Source organism: Actinopolyspora sp. BKK2 (genome assembly GCF_011291845.1).
Taxonomy (GTDB): Bacteria; Actinomycetota; Actinomycetes; order Mycobacteriales; family Pseudonocardiaceae; genus Actinopolyspora; species Actinopolyspora saharensis.
This window is the reverse complement of sequence record NZ_JAANTE010000001.1, coordinates 539,487-555,831: the sequence shown is the minus strand read 5'-3', so window position 1 is coordinate 555,831 and position 16,345 is coordinate 539,487. Positions and strand designations below refer to the sequence as shown.

The window sequence follows — 16,345 nt, the reverse complement described above, 5'->3', positions numbered from 1 at the left end:
TCCTCTGCTGGACGGGATTCAGCGGTTGTAAGCGGGCATCGGGCCGCGCAGCGTTTTGCCCACCTCGTCGCACGCCGCCGCGACGTCGTGCGGCAGCGCTCCCGCGCGCACCGCGTCCAGATTGCTCGTCAGCTGCTTCTCGCTGGAGGCGCCGAGCAGCAGCGCGTCGGTGGTGGGTTGGCCCAGCAGCCAGCGCAGCGCCAGCTCGGGCATGGTCAGCCCCGCGCCCGCGGCGATCTCGTGGAGTCGGTCCACCGCCTCGAACAGCTCGGGGTTCCAGTAGCGCTCGGTGTACATCCCGGCCAGTCGTGAGTCGCCGAAGCGTCCCGCACCGGGGGTGCTGGAGAAGTGGTGCCTGCCGGTCAGCAGCCCTCCGGCCAGGGGGTTGTACACCATCGTGGACAGCCCGGTGGTGGTGGCGAACTCGGTGTACTCCTCTTCCACGCGCCTGGCCAGCAGGTTGTGCAGTTGCTGGGCCACGCGGGGGCGGGGTGCGCCGAGCAGGTCGGCGGTCCTGTTGATCTCCGCGATCTGCCAGGCGGCGAAGTTGGACACCCCCAGCGCGCCGATCCGGCCCTCGGTCACGAGCTCGGAGACGGTGGACAGCGTTTCGTCCAGGGGAGTGGCGCGGTCGGGCTGGTGCAGGTAGAGCACGTCGATGTGCTCGACCCCGAGTCGTTCGAGACTGCCGCGCACGCAGGCCCGCAGCGCCGGTGCCGACAGCGGCGGGTGCTCGCCCGCGTCGGGGTGCGGTATGCCCACCTTGGTCGCCAGCGTGACCCGGTTCCTGCGGTGGGCCAGCAGTTCGCCGAGCATCTCCTCGGCGGCTCCGCCGGAGTAGCCGTTGGCCGTGTCGATGTCGGTGACACCGGATTCCAGTGCGGTGTCGAGCATTCGCGCGGCGCCGGTGCGGTCCACGGTGTCGCCGAAGTTCATCGTTCCCAGCACCGGCTGCGTTCCCGTTCTCGACAAGGTGGCGGGTTCGGTGTTCAACGGATTCTCACTCCTTGGTGAAGAGGCTGCGGTGGCCGGAGTCGACCGGCCTCGGGGGCGGTGTTGTCGCCGGTGGATTCCCCGGCAGCGCGGCGGGGCCCGGTGGAGCGCGCTCGCCGCGCGGGGCGGATCCGCCCGGTTGCCCCGTCCCTCGTGGTGCGCACGGTCGTGCCTCGGAGCGCCCGGTCTCGCGGTGGCGGAGAGCTCCGGTCAGCGCTCGTCGGCGGCGATAACCGCCTGATGCGAGGTCACGTCGCGTGCTTGCCCGGTCGGGGCCGTGAACGCTGCTGCCGGAGCGGTCCGGACGCGGCGAGGGCGTCCGGGCGGTGGCGTGTCCGGAGGGGGTGGCCCGAGGCCTTCACCGCGGAACCGGGCGGAGCGGGGTGGGCTCGCCTGTCACGCGGGTTCGGTCGAGTTCGTGGTTCGGTCATCGTTGACCTTTCGTCGTGCTGCACCGGAACCGCGAGCTCCGGTGTTGCGTGGAACACTCTGGCACGATTGCGTGTTTCATGCAACTGCCGTAGCGTGATTCGCGCAGTAAGCGGGAGGTCGGAGCGAGGATCCCCCGGCCTTCCCGGCCGGGCTCGTGTCCCGGCGAGTGTTCGCGCACGGGAGGAAACGCCTAGTGGAGAAGTCGGCTTTTTCCGGAGTTCTCGCCCTGGCGGACGACTTGTCGGGGGCGGCGGAGACGGCGGTGCTGCTGTCCGGAGACCGTCCGGCTCGGATCGAGCTGAGCTCGGTGGAGCGCTCCACTTTTGCGCGAAATGCGCAAAATTTCTCCTCGCGGGAGTGCGAACGCGATCCGCGGGCGCCGCTGGTTCTCGATCTGGACTCGCGTCAGGCCTGTCCGGACAGGGCCGAGCGCGCGGTCCGCGAGACCCTCCGCGCGCACGACGCGAGCGGTGCGCCGGTGTTCTTCAAGATCGACTCCCTGGCGCGCGGCAACGTGGGCGCCGTGGTCCGGGCCGCCGACGGCCCCGTGGTGCTCGCTCCGGCGCTGCCGGTGGGTGGGCGCACGGTCCGGGACGGGGTGATCCACGTGCACGGACTGCCCCTGCACCGAACCGAGCTGTGGCGCGCCGAGGCCGCGCTGCCCGCGGAAAGCCTCGCGGCGGCCGTGGCTCCCAGCGCCTGTCGCACGGTGGGGCTGGACACCGTCCGCTCCGGTGAGCTGAGCGCGGCCCTGGCCGACTGCACCGGTGCGGGGCTGGTGGCCGTCTGCGACGCGGAGACGGACGCCGACCTCGACGCGGTGGTCGCCGCGACCGCCGCGCTGCCGGGGGCGCGGCTGGTCGGCAGCGGTGGGCTGGCGGGAGCGCTCGGCCGGGCAGCCCACCCGGCCCGGGAACCGGCTGGATCTCCCTCCGCTGGGCGGGAGGACTTCGGCAACGCCCTGCTGATGGTGGTCGGTACCGCGGACCCCGGGGCCGCCGAGCAGGTGCGCGGGCTGGTCGCCGCCGGGGCGGAGCCGGTCGAGGTCGACGCGGCCGACGCGACGAGCGGGGAGTCCGCCGAGATCGCCGCGCGGGTCTCGGCGGGGCTGCGCCGGGGACCCGTGGTGGTCACCTCCCGGTTGGGCGGTGAGATCGCGGAGGGACGGTCCCGCGAGTTCGTGCAACTGCTCGCCGATACCGCGCGCCGGGCCGTGGCGTGCGGCGAGGAACCGGTCGATCTCGTGCTGACCGGCGGGGAGACCGCGCGCAGGGTGCTCGAAGCCGTCGGGGTCGACGCGCTGTTCCCGCGCGGCCAGGTGCACCACGGCGCCGTGCACAGCCACACCCCCGAGGGCACGTCGGTGGTGACGCGCCCGGGAAGTTTCGGCGGCCCGGACAGCCTCGTCCGGATCGTCGAGTACCTACGTTCTACTTCGGAAGGCTGATATGAGTACTGCTCACACCCCGTTGATCGCCGTGACCATGGGAGACGGGGCCGGCGTGGGCCCGGAGGTCATCGTCGGGGCGTTGCTCGACGAGTCGGTCACCGCTCGGTGCCGCCCGATCGTGCTCGGAGACGTCGCTCGGCTGCGCCGCGCCGCCGAGGTGACGGGCAGTCGTGTCGAGGTCGTGGCCGTGGATTCCGTCGCGGAGTCCGTCTTCGCGTTCGGGCGGATCAACGTGATCGACCCCGGTCTGCTCCCTCCCGACCTGCCGTGGGGCGAGGTCTCACCGGTGGCCGGCGATGCCGCCTATCAGTACGTGCGCTTGGCGAGCGAGCTCGCCCTGCGCGGCGAGGTGCGGGGAATCTGCACCGCGCCGCTGAACAAGGAGGCGCTGCACGCCGCCGGGCACCTGTACCCGGGCCACACCGAGCTCCTGGCGCAGCTGACCGGTACCGAGGAGGTGTCGATGATGCTGTCGACGCCGAAGGTGAAGGTCGTGCACGTGACCACCCACATCGGACTGATCGACGCCGTGGAGCGGATAGAGCCCGGTCTGGTCGAGCGCACCGTCCTGCGCGGCTACCGGGCGATCCGGGGCTCCGGTGTGTCCGCGCCGCGGATCGGGGTCTGCGGGATCAACCCCCACGCGGGGGAGAACGGGCTGTTCGGGTACCGGGAGGAGGAGGGCAAGATCGTGCCCGCCGTGGAGAAGCTGCGGTCCGACGGCGTGGACGTCCACGGCCCGCTCCCGGCGGACACGGCTTTCTTTCTGGCCAGCCGGGGCGACTACGATCTGATCGTGGCGATGTACCACGACCAGGGCCACGCTCCGGTCAAGCTGCTGGGGATCGAGGCGGGGGTGAACGTGACCGTGGGACTTCCGGTCATCCGGACCTCGGTGGACCACGGCACGGCGTTCGACATCGCGGGTACCGGGAAGGCGGATGTGGACAGCATGATCGAGGCGCTGAATCAGGCGGCCGAGCTGTCCGCGGCCGTGTGAGGCGGACTGGGGAGGAAGACGATGTCCCGTGAATCCCGGGAACGACGGTCCGCCATCGTGCGCATGGCGACCACCTCGGGGCTGGCCAGCGTCGACGAGCTGTCGAGTACTTTCGGGGTGACCGCCTCGACGATCCGCCGCGATCTGGCTCAACTCGAGTCGGCGGGACAGCTGGCGCGCACGTACGGCGGCGCCATGCCGGTGGGGCCGGGGCAGGAGGTCTCGCTGCGCCAGCGCAGCGGTGAGTCCTTCGAGGCCAAGCGCGCCATCGCCGAGTGGGCGGCCGAGCGGATACGCCCCGGGGAGTCGGTGCTGCTCGACTCCGGTTCCACCACGGGGGCGCTCGGTCGCGAGTTGCGCGGCGCGCGGGACGTCACCGTGGTGACCACGGGGTTGACGGTGTTGCAGGAGCTGGCCGATTCGGAGCTGCACGTCGAGTGTCTGGGCGGGACGCTGCGCCACGTCAGCCAGGGGTTCGTCGGGCCGCTGGCCGAGGCGGCCCTGGAGCGCATGACGTTCGACCGGGTGTTCCTCGGGGCGGACGGCGTCGTCGCCGACGAGGGGATCTGCGAGGCGGATCTGCAGCAGACCAGGCTCAAGGAGATCATGGCTCGGCGGGCCGAGCACGTCTACGTGCTGGTGCACGCCGCCAAGCTCGGGCGACGCCCGTTCCACGCGTGGGCGCGGCTTCCGCGGCGGTGGACGCTGGTCACCGACGCGGAGGCCGACGCCGCCTCCCTCGCTCCGTTCGAGGAGCAGGGGGTGGAGGTCGCCATCGCCGACTGAAGTGGTGCTCCGACGGCACCCGGGCCGGGGACACGCGGAGGGCACGGCCACCGCCCCGGCGGGCCGAGCGGGCGACGGCGAGAAGGTGCTCTCCGCGCGTGGTTCCGCCGTCGGGCGTTCCGGCGGTGTGCTCGGGTCAGCCCGGCGCACCGAGCGGAAGCGGGGTGCGGTCGCGGCGTACCGCGAAGTAGAGCAGGGCGCTGCCGAGCACCAGTGCGGCGTCGAGGTACACCGCCGGTGCCCAGGATCCGGTTGCGTCGCGTACGGTACCGCTGATCACCGGGCTGGCGAGCGCGCCGATCTCGCCGATCATGTTCCACATGCCGAATGCCGTGGCGTGCTGGTGCTCCGGCACGAGGTCGGCGGTGAGTGCCTGCGACATCGGCTGCACGGCGTTGAGGAACAGGCCGGTGCCGAACAACAGCACACCGAGCAGCGCGAGGGACGGCTGGGCGGTGTGCTGCAGGTAGAGCCCGAAGGCGAGGACGAACAGGCCCTGGGCCAGCGTCGCGGCGATGAGGACGTCGCGTCGGCCCCAGCACCGTCGCCGGGCCACATCGGATAGCCAGCCCCCCACGGGAAAGCCGATCATGCCCGCACCCGCGTTGAACGCCGCGGTCAGCCCGGCCTGGACGAGCGAGGTGTCGGCCGCGGAGGAGACGATCTCGACCGACCAGTAGCCGAACAGCCAGATGCTCCACATGATCGCGATGGCCGCGAGGTAGATCGGGGCGGTGCCGCGCCACTGCATCGCTGCCCTGGGCGGGGCGGGTTCGCTCTGCTGGACGTGGCCGCGACGTCGGGCCTGGGTGACGCCGACGATCGCCAGCGCGAGCACCACCTCGGCCAGCGCGGACACCCAGTTCGGCAGTCCGAGCGCGTCGGTGAGCCAGAACAGCAGCATGATCAACGCGCCGAACACCGCGGACATGCCGAGCAGACGTCCCAGCGGTTCGCGCACCTGCTTGCGCCCGAACAGCTTGCGCAGGTAGAAGCTCAGCAGGACGCCGAACAGCAGTGTGATCACGCCGAAGAACAGGAACGGGAAGCGCCAGCCTCCGCGGCCGAGCAGTGCCGTGCCGATGTTGAGCAACCACGGGGTGGCCACGGAGGCCACGGTGAGCCCGAACGCCAGTCCGGTGATCGCGACCCCGAGACCGAGACTGCGCTTGTGGGAGGGTGTCTGCGCGATGATCAGTGCCCGGTCGTTGGAGTAGAAGGCGCCCTCGCCGAGTCCGGTCAGCACGCGCAGCGCGACGAAGGCGAACAGGCCGCTGAGTACTCCGTTGAGGGTGGTGGCGATGCCGGCCCAGACGAAGCAGATGGTCAGCATCGCTGAGTTTCCGTAGCGATCGCCGAGTCTGCCGCTGGGTAACTGGGTGAGCATGTATCCGGCGAAGAACAGGCTGCCGATCAGCCCTCCGAGAGCGTGCGGCTCGTTCGCCGATTGCATGAAGGCGACATCGTTGTCGATCATCCACGTGACCACGGGGCCGGTGATCGAGCGGTCGGCGTAGGCGAGTAGCCAACCGATGAACAACGCCGCCCACAAGGTGCGGTACCCGTGGAGTCCACCGGCGACAGTGGGGGTTCGGGTCTGCTCGGCACTCGTCATAGCGGTACCTCACTTAGCGAGTTATCCGGAAGATTTAATTACAAGCACCGTGGTGTGCTGGCTGTCAATATGGATAACTGGCTGAGAATAACCTCGTGTTAGAAGCGTTGACAGCTTTATTTCATTAAATTTAGTCTGCTCGCGGAACAACGGGGACAGCGACGAGGAGGGCGTCCGTGGGCGCAGACACCGAGCACACCGACGCCGCGGAGCGTTATCGGCGAGCGGGGATCGGGGAGCCCGTGCTCCGCGGAACCCGACCTGCGGTGCTGGTCGTGGACTTCACTTCCGGATTCACCGCCCCGGCGAGCCGGATCGGCGCGGACCTGGACGACGAACTCGCCGCCACGGCCCGGCTGCTGGAGGCCGCTCGTGCGACGGGGGCACCGATCCTGTTCACCACGATCGTCTTCGAGAGGGGAGAAACCACGGCGTGGCTGCGCAAAGCACCGGGCTTCGGGGACCTGCGGCGGGGGACGCCGCTGGTCGAACTGGACTCCCGCCTCGGCAGGAGCCCGGACGAACCGCTGCTGGAGAAGCGCGCGGCGAGCGCTTTCTTCGGCACCGACCTCGTCGCACGACTGGTGAACTCGCAGGTGGACACCCTGCTGGTCTGCGGAACGACCACCAGCGGCTGCGTCCGGGCGAGCGTGGTGGACGCGGTGCAGTACGGCTACCCGACCCTGGTGATCTCCGACTGCGTGGGGGACCGCGCCGCGGAACCGCACCGGGCCAGCCTCTTCGACATCCAGGCCAAGTACGGCGACGTCGTCGAGCTCGACGACGCGCTCACCTACCTCCACGGAGCAGCATGACAACGCAGCGGATCGGGCTCATCGTGCCGAGCTCGAACGTCACCATGGAAACGGAGATCCCGGCGCTGCTGGGACACGAGGACCGCACGTACCACTCCAGCCGCGCGGTACTGCACAACGTCGACGCGGAGTCGTTGCACGCGATGGTCGGTGAGGGCGACCGGTGCGCCGGTGAACTCGCCGACGCGGGAACGGACGTCATCGGGTACGCGTGCCTCATCGCGCTGATGGCCGAAGGAGCCGGTGCGCACGAGCGCGTCGAGCGAGAACTCGGCGCCGTCACCACCCGGCGCGGGGCGCCGTGCCCGGTCGTCAGCAGCGCGGGCGCTCTCGTGCGCACCCTGCTCGACCTGAATCTGCGCCGAGTGACCGTGGTCGCGCCGTACGTGCCCGCGCTGACCGGGATGGTGCTGGAGTACCTGAGCGGCTACGGGATCACGGTGGTCGACTCGCTCAGTCTCGGCGTCGCGGACAACCGGGAGGTCGGCCGGCTCGACCCCGCGGGACTGCCCGAACTGGCCGAAAGGCTCGACAGGACACGGGTGGACGGGGTCGTGCTGTCCGCCTGCGTGCAGATGCCGTCCCTGTCCGCGGTGGAACCGGTCCAGCGAGCGCTCGGCCTGCCCGTGGTCACCGCGGCGACCGCGACGGCGCGGGAACTGCTCAGCGCCACCGGAACCACCACGCGGATCCCGGGCGGGGGCGCGGCACTCGACGAGGAGGTGCGTCGTGTCGAAGGCTGACACCACGGTGGTGGTCCTCGGTGCGGGGCCGGCCGGGTTGACGGTGGCGAACCTGCTGCACGCGCGAGGCGTCGACACGGTCGTGCTCGACCGCTGCACCCGCGAGCAGCTCGTGGGCCGCTCGCGGGCCGGGCTGCTCGAGCACCGCACGGTCGAGCTGCTCGACAGGAACGGTCTGGCCTCCCGCCTGCACGCGGAGGGCACCGTGCACCGCGGGTGCGAGTTCCGTTCCGCGGGGACGAGCTTCTTCACCGACTACTCGGCGCACTACGGCGGGATACCGCACTGGGTGTACCCGCAGCAGGAGATCGTCACCGACCTGCTCGACGCCTACGAGGCCGCGGGCGGGACCGTGCACTACGCCACCGCGGTGGAGTCGGTGCGCGCCGAGTCCGGTCAGGTCGTGGTCGAGTGCGCGGACGGGGCGGTGTGGCGGGCGGACTACGCCGCAGGCGCCGACGGGCAGCACGGCGCCAGCAAGCACGGCGTTCCCGCCGAGGCGGTCACCGAGTACACCATGCAGCACGAGTTCCGCTGGTTGACCCTGCTCGCCCACGCCGCGCCCTCCGCGGAGCACACGGTCTACGCCCAGCACGAGAACGGCTTCGCCGGTCACTTGCTGCGTTCGGACACCGTGACCCGTTTCCACCTGCAGATCCCGTTCGGCGACACGATCGAGGACTGGCCGGACGAGCGCATCTGGACGGAACTGCGCACCAGACTGGCCAAACCGGGCTGGACCCTGAACGAGGGGGAGATCTTCAGCAAGAACGTCCTGGAGATGGAAAGCCGGGTCACCGAGCCGATGCGCCACGGCAGGCTCTTCCTGCTCGGGGACGCCGCGCACGTGATCACCCCCTCCGGGGGCAAGGGGATGAATCTCGCCATCGCGGACGCGGCCGAGTTCGCCGAGACCGTCGTGCGGCACCTGCGTTCCGGCAGCGAGGCCGACCTCGACCGGTACTCGCAGCTGCGGGTCCCGGACGTGTGGAAGGCCCAGGAGTTCAGCCACGCGCTGCTGCACATGATGCACACCTACTACCCGTCCGACTCGCCGGACGCGGCCTTCCGGCAGAAGCTGCAGCAGTCCCGCCTGTGGCAGCTGCGGAACTCGCCCGCCTACGCGCGGAACTTCGCCGAGAACTACATCGGACCGCCCCTCGATGGGCTCCCCGGTGCGGAGGCACAACTATGACGGAAACCGTTGGCACGAGCGAACACGTGCACGCGAACGGGCTGCGGCACCACGTCCTGTCCTACGGGCAGGGCGCCGCACCGCTGCTGATCCTGCCCGGCATCACCAGCCCCGCGATCACGGCCGAGTTCATCGCGTGCCGGCTCGCCGAGCGCTACCGCGTCCACGTTCCGGACCTGCGCGGGCGCGGCAGCACCGACACACCACCGGCCGGCCACTACACCCTGGAGCACTACGCCGACGACGTCGCCGGGCTGGTGGAGGCCCTGGAACTGCGAGACCCGGTCCTGCTCGGACACTCGCTCGGCGCCAGGATCGCCGCCGCGTACCGGATCCGGCACGGCGCCGGGCGAAGCCCGCTGGTGCTGGTCGACCCGCCGCTGTCCGGTCCCGGCCGGGATCCCTACCCGACCAGCCGTGCGGCGTTCCTCGCTCAGCTCGACGAGGCGGCCCGCGGCACCACGGCGGACGAGGTCGGCAAGTACTACCCGAAGTGGCCCCGGCGGGAACTGGAGCTGCGCGCGCGGGTGCTGTCCACCTGCGACCGCACCGCCGTGGTGGAAACCCACGAGGGGTTCGAGCGGGAGGACTTCTTCGCGTACTGGCAACGGCTCAACGGGAGCGTCGCGTTGATCCGCGGGGCGGAGAGCCCCGTGGTGTCCGAGTCGGGGGCGCGCGAACTCGCCGAGAGCAACCCGGAGGTGCCGATCAGCACCGTTGCCGCGGCAGGGCACATGGTGCCGTGGGACAACTTCGACGGCTTCTGCGCGGCCGTCGACCACGCGCTCGCCGTCGTCGACGAGCGCTGAACCGAACGATTCCGAAGGGGCGCAATCATGGAATTCCTCACCGAACTGTGCCGTAAGCAGCTCGAACTCAGCGCCGTGCACGAAGAGGAGCGCGTGGTCGTTCTCTCCCAGGGCAACGAGCGGTTGGAGTACGCGGACGCGTTCCTGTCCGCGGCGCGCTCGCTCGGTGCGCACGCCTACCACCTCCGGCTGCCCGCTCCCGAAGGCAGCGGTGGCAACTGGTCGGTCGGCGAGTCCGGGCTCGCGGCCAATCCCGAGGCCGTCGAAGCGCTCAAGCGCGCGGACATGGTCGTGGACCTGGTCTTCCTGCTGTTCTCGGAGGAGCAGTTCGCGGTGCAGAACACCGGTACCCGGATTCTGACCACCGTCGAGCCGGTCGAGCTGCTCGCCCGGCTGTTCCCCACCCGGGAGCTGCGGGAACGGGTCGAGGTCGGCCAGGAGCTGCTCACCAAGTCCTCCACCCTGCGGTTCACCAACGCGCTCGGCACCGACGTCGTCTACCAGCTCGGCCGGTATCCGGCGGTGACCGAGTACGGCTACACCGACGAGCCGGGACGCTGGGACCACTGGCCGTCCGGTTTCGTGTTCACCGGCGGGACCGACGAGGGGGTGGACGGCAGGATCGTGCTCTCGCCCGGTGACGTGCTGCTGCCGTTCAACAGTTTCGTGCGTTCCCCGGTGGAGATCACCGTGGAGCAGGGCTTCATCACCGACATCCGCGGGGATCTGGACGCTAAGCTGCTGTCCTCCTATATCGAGTCCTTCGAGGATCCCCGCGGCTACGGCATGTCGCACGTCGGTTGGGGGTTGAACCAGCACGCGCACTGGCACGGCCTGCTTCCGCCCACCTTCCCCGGAGGGATGGGGATGGAGCCCCGGGCGGTGTACGGCAACGTGATGTTCTCCATCGGACCGAACAACGAGCTCGGCGGCCCGAACGACACCCCGTGCCACTTCGACATCCCCATGCGGGACTGCGATCTCTACCTCGACGACGAGCCGGTCGTGCGCGGTGGCGACGTGGTGGTGCCGGAGATGCGGCCCGCGGGCCGGTAGCCGGGACGGTGGCCCCCGGACCTGCGGTGGCAAACTGGGTCGGTGAGCACCGACAGGAGGAACCGCAGGTGAGCCGAGCCGAAATAGGGGCGGCCGAGACCCGGACCGACATCGTCGCCGATCAGATCCGCCAGCGCATCGTGCTCGGCAACTATCCCCCCGGCACCCGGCTGCGGGTGGACACGCTCGTCAACGAGCTGGACGTCAGCCGGGTGCCGCTCCGGGAGGCCTTCCGAGAGCTGGTCGCCGAGGGGCTGGTGGAGATGTACCCGCATCGGGGGGCGGTGGTCAGCCCCCTGCACCAGCAGGAGCTCGAGGACTGCTTCCGGCTGCTGGAGACCCTGGAGGTCATGGCCGCGGAACGGGCGGTGCGGGACGATCACCTCGGTGTCGCCGAGGCCATGCGGACCGAACTCGACCGGCTCGACGCCCTCGATCCCGACGGGGACCGCGCCGAGAGGCTCCGGGCGCACCGCGCGTTCCACTTCGCCATGTTCGCCCGTCTCGGCGAGGGGACGATGCAGCGGCACGTGCGGATGCTCTGGCACACCTGCGAGCGCTACATCAATCTCGCCACCACCGGGCAGCGCAACGAGCAGGCCCGCAACGAGCACCACCAGCTGGTCGCCCACTGCGCGGCGGGCGACGCCTCCATGGTCGCGGCGATCGTGCGAGTGCACGTCCAGCACGCCAAGCTGGCCGCGATCAGCCAGCTGCCCTCCTGATCCGCCTCCGTCCGCTCCGTCCGCGCGGTTGTGGCAGCGGGCCGTCCGCGCAGTTGTCGGGGCGCGGCGACCAGCGGGCCGGTCGGTGCTTCCCGAGTGGACGGGACGCTCGCCGGGGAGCGGAGCTCGGCGAGGTGAGGCGGCGCGGGAGGTCGTGCTAGCCGGTTCGCCCGTGGTTCCGGGAGAAGTGCCGTGTTCCCGGTGCCGCGGTGACCAGCGCGGGAACCGCCCAGCACAGCAGCGCGCTGGTGCCGAGCACCCAGGTGGTTCCCAGGTGTTCGACCGCCGGACCGATCAGTGCCAGGCCGAGCGGGGCGAGCCCGTAGGAGACGAGAAAGTCCAGTGAGGACACCCGCCCCAGCAGCCGGGGGTCGACCTCGCGCTGGGTGGCGGTGAACCAGGGGACGTTGAACAGTTCGATGCCGATCCCGGCCAGCGCGTAGCCCGCGAAGACCACCACGGACGGGACGGGAAGGAGCAGGGACAGCGGGGCGAACCCGTAGCAGGCCAGCGCGCCCAGGGCCGCCCACCCCTGCGAATTCGGACGCCAACGAGCGATGATCACGGCTCCGAGAAGGGCTCCCGCGGTGTAGCAGGTCAGTGCTCCGGCGAGCACGAATTCGGTTCCGTAGCGGTCCCGGCTGATCATGGGCAGAACGACGCTGGTCGTCGAGTAGCCGAAGGTGATCACGGTGCTCAGCGCGGCCAACCCGGCCGGGAACCACGGGTGGCGGCGAGCTTCGCGCAGTCCCTCGACGAATCCGCCGAGGACACCGGGGGTGTGCTCCCCCGCGCGGTCGGAGAGCGCGCCCCTGGGAGGAGCGAACGCGGAGACCAGCCAGAGCGCGGCGGTAATCAGCAGCAACCACCGAATACTGAGCACCGTGGCCAGCAGCGCGGTGCTGCCGGGAGCCACCAGCGTGGTCACGCGCACGGAGAGCGTGCGCGCGGCGTTGGCCTGCTGACGTCGGGCCTCGTCGACCACTTCGACGGTCAACGCCTGGTAGGCCGGGCGCGTGGTGCCCTGGCCGATTCCGACCACGGCGGCGGCGCAGGCGGTCAGGAGCGTGGACTCGCCCATGCCCACCGCGATCACCGGTGTCGCCGCCGCGGCCAGTGCGCCGGAGACGAGGACGACGCCGCGCGCGGAGTACCGGTCGGTCCACACGCCACCCAGTGGAACGGCGACCAGGAATCCCGCGGTGCGCGCGGCGAGCAGCAGTCCGATCTCGGCGGGGGTCAGCGTCGTGCGCAGCACCGCGAGTCCGAGGACGAAGGGGAGTGCCCACGTGGCCATCCCGGAGGCCGTGGAACCGGCCCAGAGGCGCAGGAAACCGCTGTCGAGCAGCACCGACTTCCGTGGTGGGGGAGAGGGGGACGTGCTCGGTTCCGCGGTCGCGGTCATGGTGACTCCGATCGTGCCGTGCGGTGCCTGTTCGTTCCGGAGCGCCCCGGAAGACGCTTGAAGATCATGATAATCATTTTCAAAACATGATCCCCGTCGGGTGTGGGGTTCGGTGGTTCGCCCGGGCGAGGCGATCGACGGGGGTGTGCGCGGTGAGGTGTGATCACGGTCTCGTGTTGGACAGTCTAGACGAAAATGATTTTCATTATTAGTGTCGGGGTGCAACGCAGTGCGTTCGGGTGAGCCCTACTGGTCACTCGGACAAGTGATGCTTTCGAGGAGGACGGTGCGTGCTTCGTTCGAGACCTCGTCCCACGTCGACCGGCGTGCGAACGAGACCGGGGCTGACACCGGTGGTGTCGACGCTGATACCGGTGCTGCTCCTGTCCCTGCTGCTCGGGATCGCGCTGGGGCCGACGGCCGTTCCGCTCGAGGACACCGTCCGGTACCTGTGGGCCGCGCTGACGGGAGGCACGATCGACTCCGGCGAGGTGGCCGAGTACTCGATCGTCTGGCAGGTGCGCGCTCCCCGCGTGCTGCTGGCGGCGGTGGTCGGGGCGGGGCTGAGCGTCATCGGTGTCGCGGTGCAGGCTCTGGTGCGCAACCCGCTGGCCGACCCGTTCATCCTGGGGATCTCCTCCGGGGCGTCGGTGGGAGCCAGCGCCGTCTCCGCGCTGGGGCTGTTCGTCGGCCTGGGGGTCTACGCCCTGTCGACGGCGTCCTTCCTGACCGCGCTGGGCGCTTCCGTGCTGGTGTATCTCGCTGCTCGCACCGCGGCGGGACTCACACCGCTGCGGCTGGTGCTGGTGGGAGTGGCACTGGCCTACGCGTTCCAGGCCATGATGAGCGTGATCGTGTTCTTCGCTCCCCGCGGGGAAACCGCTCGGTCCGTGCTGTTCTGGTTGATGGGCAGCCTGGGCGGAGCGACCTGGGGATCGCTGCCGCTGGCGACGCTGTCGGTGGTGGTGGCGCTGATCGCGCTCCAGCGCAGCAGCGCCCGCCTGGACGTGCTGTCCCTCGGGGACGAGGCCGCGGCGAGCCTCGGCGTGGACGCGACGGCGCTGCGCAGGAACCTGTTCGCGCTGACCGCGCTGGTGACCGGCGCGCTGGTGGCGGTCAGCGGTGCGGTCGGTTTCGTCGGCCTGGTCATGCCGCATCTCGCGCGCATCGTGGTCGGACCGGGGCACCGCCGCGTGCTTACCGTGGTCCCGCCCGCCGGGGCGATCCTGCTGGTCTGGGTGGACCTGCTGTCCCGGACGCTGTTCGCGCCGCGCGAGCTGCCGTTGGGCGTGGTCACCGCGTTGATCGGTGTTCCGGTGTTCGTCGTGCTGCTGCGCCGGAACGGTTACCTGTTCGGAGGTCAGTGACGTGCGCGTGACACTCGAGGAGATCTCGGTCCGCAAGGCGGGAAGAGCACTGGTGCGCGACCTGACGCTGCAGGCCGCCAGCGGTGAGGTCCTCGGCCTGATCGGACCGAACGGCAGCGGCAAATCCACCGCGCTGCGGTGTCTCTACCGGGCGATTCGACCGAGCTCGGGAAGGGTGTGGCTCGACGACACGGAGCTGGCCGCCCTCCCCCTGCGGGAAAGCGCCCGCAGGATAGCCGCGGTCACTCAGGACAGCGGCGCCGATCTGGACTTCACCGTGTTCGAAACGGTGGCGATGGGGCGCTTTCCGCATCCGCGCGATCCCCGCGATACCGGGGACTCGGTGGAGGCGCTGTGCCGTGCCGCCATGCGCCGAACCGACACCACCCACCTGGTCGAACGCGGTCTGCTCTCGCTGTCCGGCGGAGAACGTCAGCGCGTGATGATCGCGCGGGCCCTGGTCCAGCAGCCGAGCGTGCTCGTGCTCGACGAGCCCACCAACCACCTCGACGTGCGGCACCAGGTGGAGCTGCTGAGCTACCTGCGCGGGTGCGGACTCACGGTGCTCGTGGCGCTGCACGACCTCAACCTGGCGGCGGCCTGCTGCGATCGCCTCGCCGTTTTCCACGACGGTTCGGTGGTCGGGACGGGAACACCGTCCGAAGTGCTCACCCCGAGCGCAGTGCACCGGGTTTTCGGAGTGACTCCGGCCGTGGTGCCACATCCGGACACCGGAGTCGTCCAGCTGCACTACACGCTCGATCCGGAGAACGCGGAAGGAAAACAACTTTGAACCGGAGCATCCCCCTGCTGTCCGCCGGGCTGGTCGCGTGCCTGCTGAGCACCGCCTGCGGAGCCGAGGTCGACCCCGCCTCGCGCGACAGCGGCACGGTGACCGTCGAGAACTGCGGCGAGGAGATCGACTACCCGGTGCCGCAACGTGCCGTGGCCTATGACATGAGCAGCACCGAGAAGATGTTCGCGCTCGGGCTGGCCGACCGGATGCGCGGCATCGTCATGCCGAGCACAGCCGAGCGGTCGGTGGCCAAATCTCCGTGGAAGGAGGACTACGAGTCGGTGGAAACTCTCAGCACCGACGTGCTCAGCCTCGAAGTGGTGCTGTCGGCGAAGGCCGACTGGGTGCTGGCGGGGTGGAACTCCGGTTTCAGCGAGGGGCGGGGGATCACCCCGCGGAAGCTGGAGCGGTTCGGAATACGCAGTTACCAGCACACCGAGAGCTGCTTCAACTACGGCAGCGACCCGGTCAGCGTTCCCCCGCTGGAGGCGCTGTACACCGACCTGATCGACATCGGGAAGATCTTCCGCGTCGAGCAGCGCGCGCGGGAGGTGGTGCGCGACCTCAAGGCCCGTGCGGCGAAGCTGCGCGAGCAGCGGCCCGAGGACCCCACGAGCGTGTTCGTCTACGACTCGGGAACGGACAAGCCGTTCACCTCCGGTAACCAGGCCGCCCCCAACGCGATCGTGTCCCTGGCTGGAGGGCGCAACGTGCTGTCCGGGCTCGAGAAGCGCTGGACCACCGTGGGCTGGGAGAAGGTGGTCGAGGCCAACCCCGAGGTGATCACCGTCGTCGACTACGGGGACAAGCCGGTGGACGAGAAGATCGAGTTCCTCAAGTCGTTCCCGCCGCTGTCCTCGACTCCGGCGGTGCGCAACAACCGCTTCCACGTCCTCGACTACGGAGCCGCCGTGAGCGGCCCGCGCAACGTGGAGGCCGCGGAGAAACTCGCCGAATACCTGCGTTCGATCGAGAACTGATGCACCGGGCAGCACGGCGGTGAGGCCGTACCGGCTCTCGTGACTTTTTGCCATCCGACGCGATCTTTCGAATCGTCGTGTCGTCGTTGTGAGGATTCCGCGCACCGAGTTCTTCCGCTGGTGGGAGAGCGCGCTCTCGAGCGGTGCTGTGGTGGCGGAATCCGGAATTTCCTGGAGT

Annotated in this window: 15 protein-coding genes; 12 read left to right on the top strand and 3 right to left on the bottom strand. The window is 70.1% G+C overall.

What is annotated here, in order from left to right; translation table 11 throughout:
* Nucleotides 1-18: 18 nt before the first annotated feature.
* On the bottom strand, nt 19-936 hold the full coding sequence (locus G9Q41_RS02575; protein WP_165631695.1) for an aldo/keto reductase: 918 nt from the start codon (nt 934-936) through the stop codon (nt 19-21).
* 682 nt (nt 937-1,618) lie between these two features.
* Between G9Q41_RS02575 and G9Q41_RS02570 the strand changes: the two genes are divergently transcribed.
* The 3 genes from G9Q41_RS02570 to G9Q41_RS02560 are packed head-to-tail and all read left to right on the top strand — an operon-like array spanning nt 1,619 to nt 4,661.
* Entirely contained in the window at nt 1,619-2,872 is a 1,254-nt protein-coding gene (locus G9Q41_RS02570) for a four-carbon acid sugar kinase family protein (RefSeq protein ID WP_165631408.1), read from the top strand.
* A gap of 1 nt (nt 2,873) precedes the next feature.
* Nucleotides 2,874-3,875 carry a 4-hydroxythreonine-4-phosphate dehydrogenase PdxA gene (gene pdxA, locus G9Q41_RS02565; RefSeq protein ID WP_092521228.1) on the top strand — a complete coding sequence of 334 codons (1,002 nt, stop codon included), beginning with the start codon at nt 2,874-2,876 and terminating at the stop codon, nt 3,873-3,875.
* A 21-nt stretch (nt 3,876-3,896) separates the two neighbouring features.
* Entirely contained in the window at nt 3,897-4,661 is a 765-nt protein-coding gene (locus tag G9Q41_RS02560; RefSeq protein WP_092521230.1) for a DeoR/GlpR family DNA-binding transcription regulator, read from the top strand.
* Between the two features lie 136 nt (nt 4,662-4,797).
* Here G9Q41_RS02560 and G9Q41_RS02555 read toward each other — a convergent pair whose 3' ends face one another.
* The gene (locus tag G9Q41_RS02555) at nt 4,798-6,276 is read right to left on the bottom strand and encodes an MFS transporter (protein ID WP_165631409.1); all 1,479 of its coding nucleotides are present in this window, start codon (nt 6,274-6,276) and stop codon (nt 4,798-4,800) included.
* Nucleotides 6,277-6,452: 176 nt separating this feature from the next.
* On the opposite strand from G9Q41_RS02555, the gene G9Q41_RS02550 reads away from it, so the two are divergent.
* From G9Q41_RS02550 to G9Q41_RS02525, 6 genes are all read left to right on the top strand, one after another.
* Nucleotides 6,453-7,091 carry an isochorismatase family protein gene (locus G9Q41_RS02550; RefSeq protein WP_165631410.1) on the top strand — a complete coding sequence of 213 codons (639 nt, stop codon included), beginning with the start codon at nt 6,453-6,455 and terminating at the stop codon, nt 7,089-7,091.
* On the top strand, nt 7,088-7,834 hold the full coding sequence (locus G9Q41_RS02545) for an aspartate/glutamate racemase family protein (RefSeq protein WP_092521237.1): 747 nt from the start codon (nt 7,088-7,090) through the stop codon (nt 7,832-7,834). Before G9Q41_RS02550 ends, G9Q41_RS02545 begins: the two co-directional genes overlap by 4 nt.
* Nucleotides 7,821-9,029, top strand: a complete 1,209-nt coding sequence (locus G9Q41_RS02540; protein WP_165631411.1) for a 4-hydroxybenzoate 3-monooxygenase — start codon at nt 7,821-7,823, stop codon at nt 9,027-9,029. The genes G9Q41_RS02545 and G9Q41_RS02540 overlap by 14 nt, the downstream gene beginning before the upstream one ends.
* Entirely contained in the window at nt 9,026-9,838 is an 813-nt protein-coding gene (locus G9Q41_RS02535) for an alpha/beta hydrolase (protein WP_165631412.1), read from the top strand. The genes G9Q41_RS02540 and G9Q41_RS02535 overlap by 4 nt, the downstream gene beginning before the upstream one ends.
* 27 nt (nt 9,839-9,865) lie before the next feature.
* Nucleotides 9,866-10,894 carry a leucyl aminopeptidase gene (locus tag G9Q41_RS02530; RefSeq protein WP_092521242.1) on the top strand — a complete coding sequence of 343 codons (1,029 nt, stop codon included), beginning with the start codon at nt 9,866-9,868 and terminating at the stop codon, nt 10,892-10,894.
* Between the two features lie 68 nt (nt 10,895-10,962).
* The gene (locus G9Q41_RS02525) at nt 10,963-11,619 is read left to right on the top strand and encodes a GntR family transcriptional regulator (RefSeq protein WP_092522642.1); all 657 of its coding nucleotides are present in this window, start codon (nt 10,963-10,965) and stop codon (nt 11,617-11,619) included.
* Nucleotides 11,620-11,776: 157 nt separating this feature from the next.
* Here G9Q41_RS02525 and G9Q41_RS02520 read toward each other — a convergent pair whose 3' ends face one another.
* Entirely contained in the window at nt 11,777-13,024 is a 1,248-nt protein-coding gene (locus G9Q41_RS02520) for an MFS transporter (RefSeq protein ID WP_165631413.1), read from the bottom strand.
* Between the two features lie 353 nt (nt 13,025-13,377).
* Here G9Q41_RS02520 and G9Q41_RS02515 point away from each other — a divergent pair, with 353 nt between their 5' ends.
* The 3 genes from G9Q41_RS02515 to G9Q41_RS02505 are packed head-to-tail and all read left to right on the top strand — an operon-like array spanning nt 13,378 to nt 16,167.
* Nucleotides 13,378-14,391 carry an iron ABC transporter permease gene (locus G9Q41_RS02515; protein WP_092521244.1) on the top strand — a complete coding sequence of 338 codons (1,014 nt, stop codon included), beginning with the start codon at nt 13,378-13,380 and terminating at the stop codon, nt 14,389-14,391.
* Nucleotide 14,392: 1 nt separating this feature from the next.
* Complete coding sequence (locus tag G9Q41_RS02510) at nt 14,393-15,184, top strand: ABC transporter ATP-binding protein (RefSeq protein WP_165631415.1); 792 nt, start codon at nt 14,393-14,395, stop codon at nt 15,182-15,184.
* The gene (locus G9Q41_RS02505; protein WP_165631416.1) at nt 15,181-16,167 is read left to right on the top strand and encodes an ABC transporter substrate-binding protein; all 987 of its coding nucleotides are present in this window, start codon (nt 15,181-15,183) and stop codon (nt 16,165-16,167) included. Before G9Q41_RS02510 ends, G9Q41_RS02505 begins: the two co-directional genes overlap by 4 nt.
* Nucleotides 16,168-16,345: the final 178 nt, after the last annotated feature.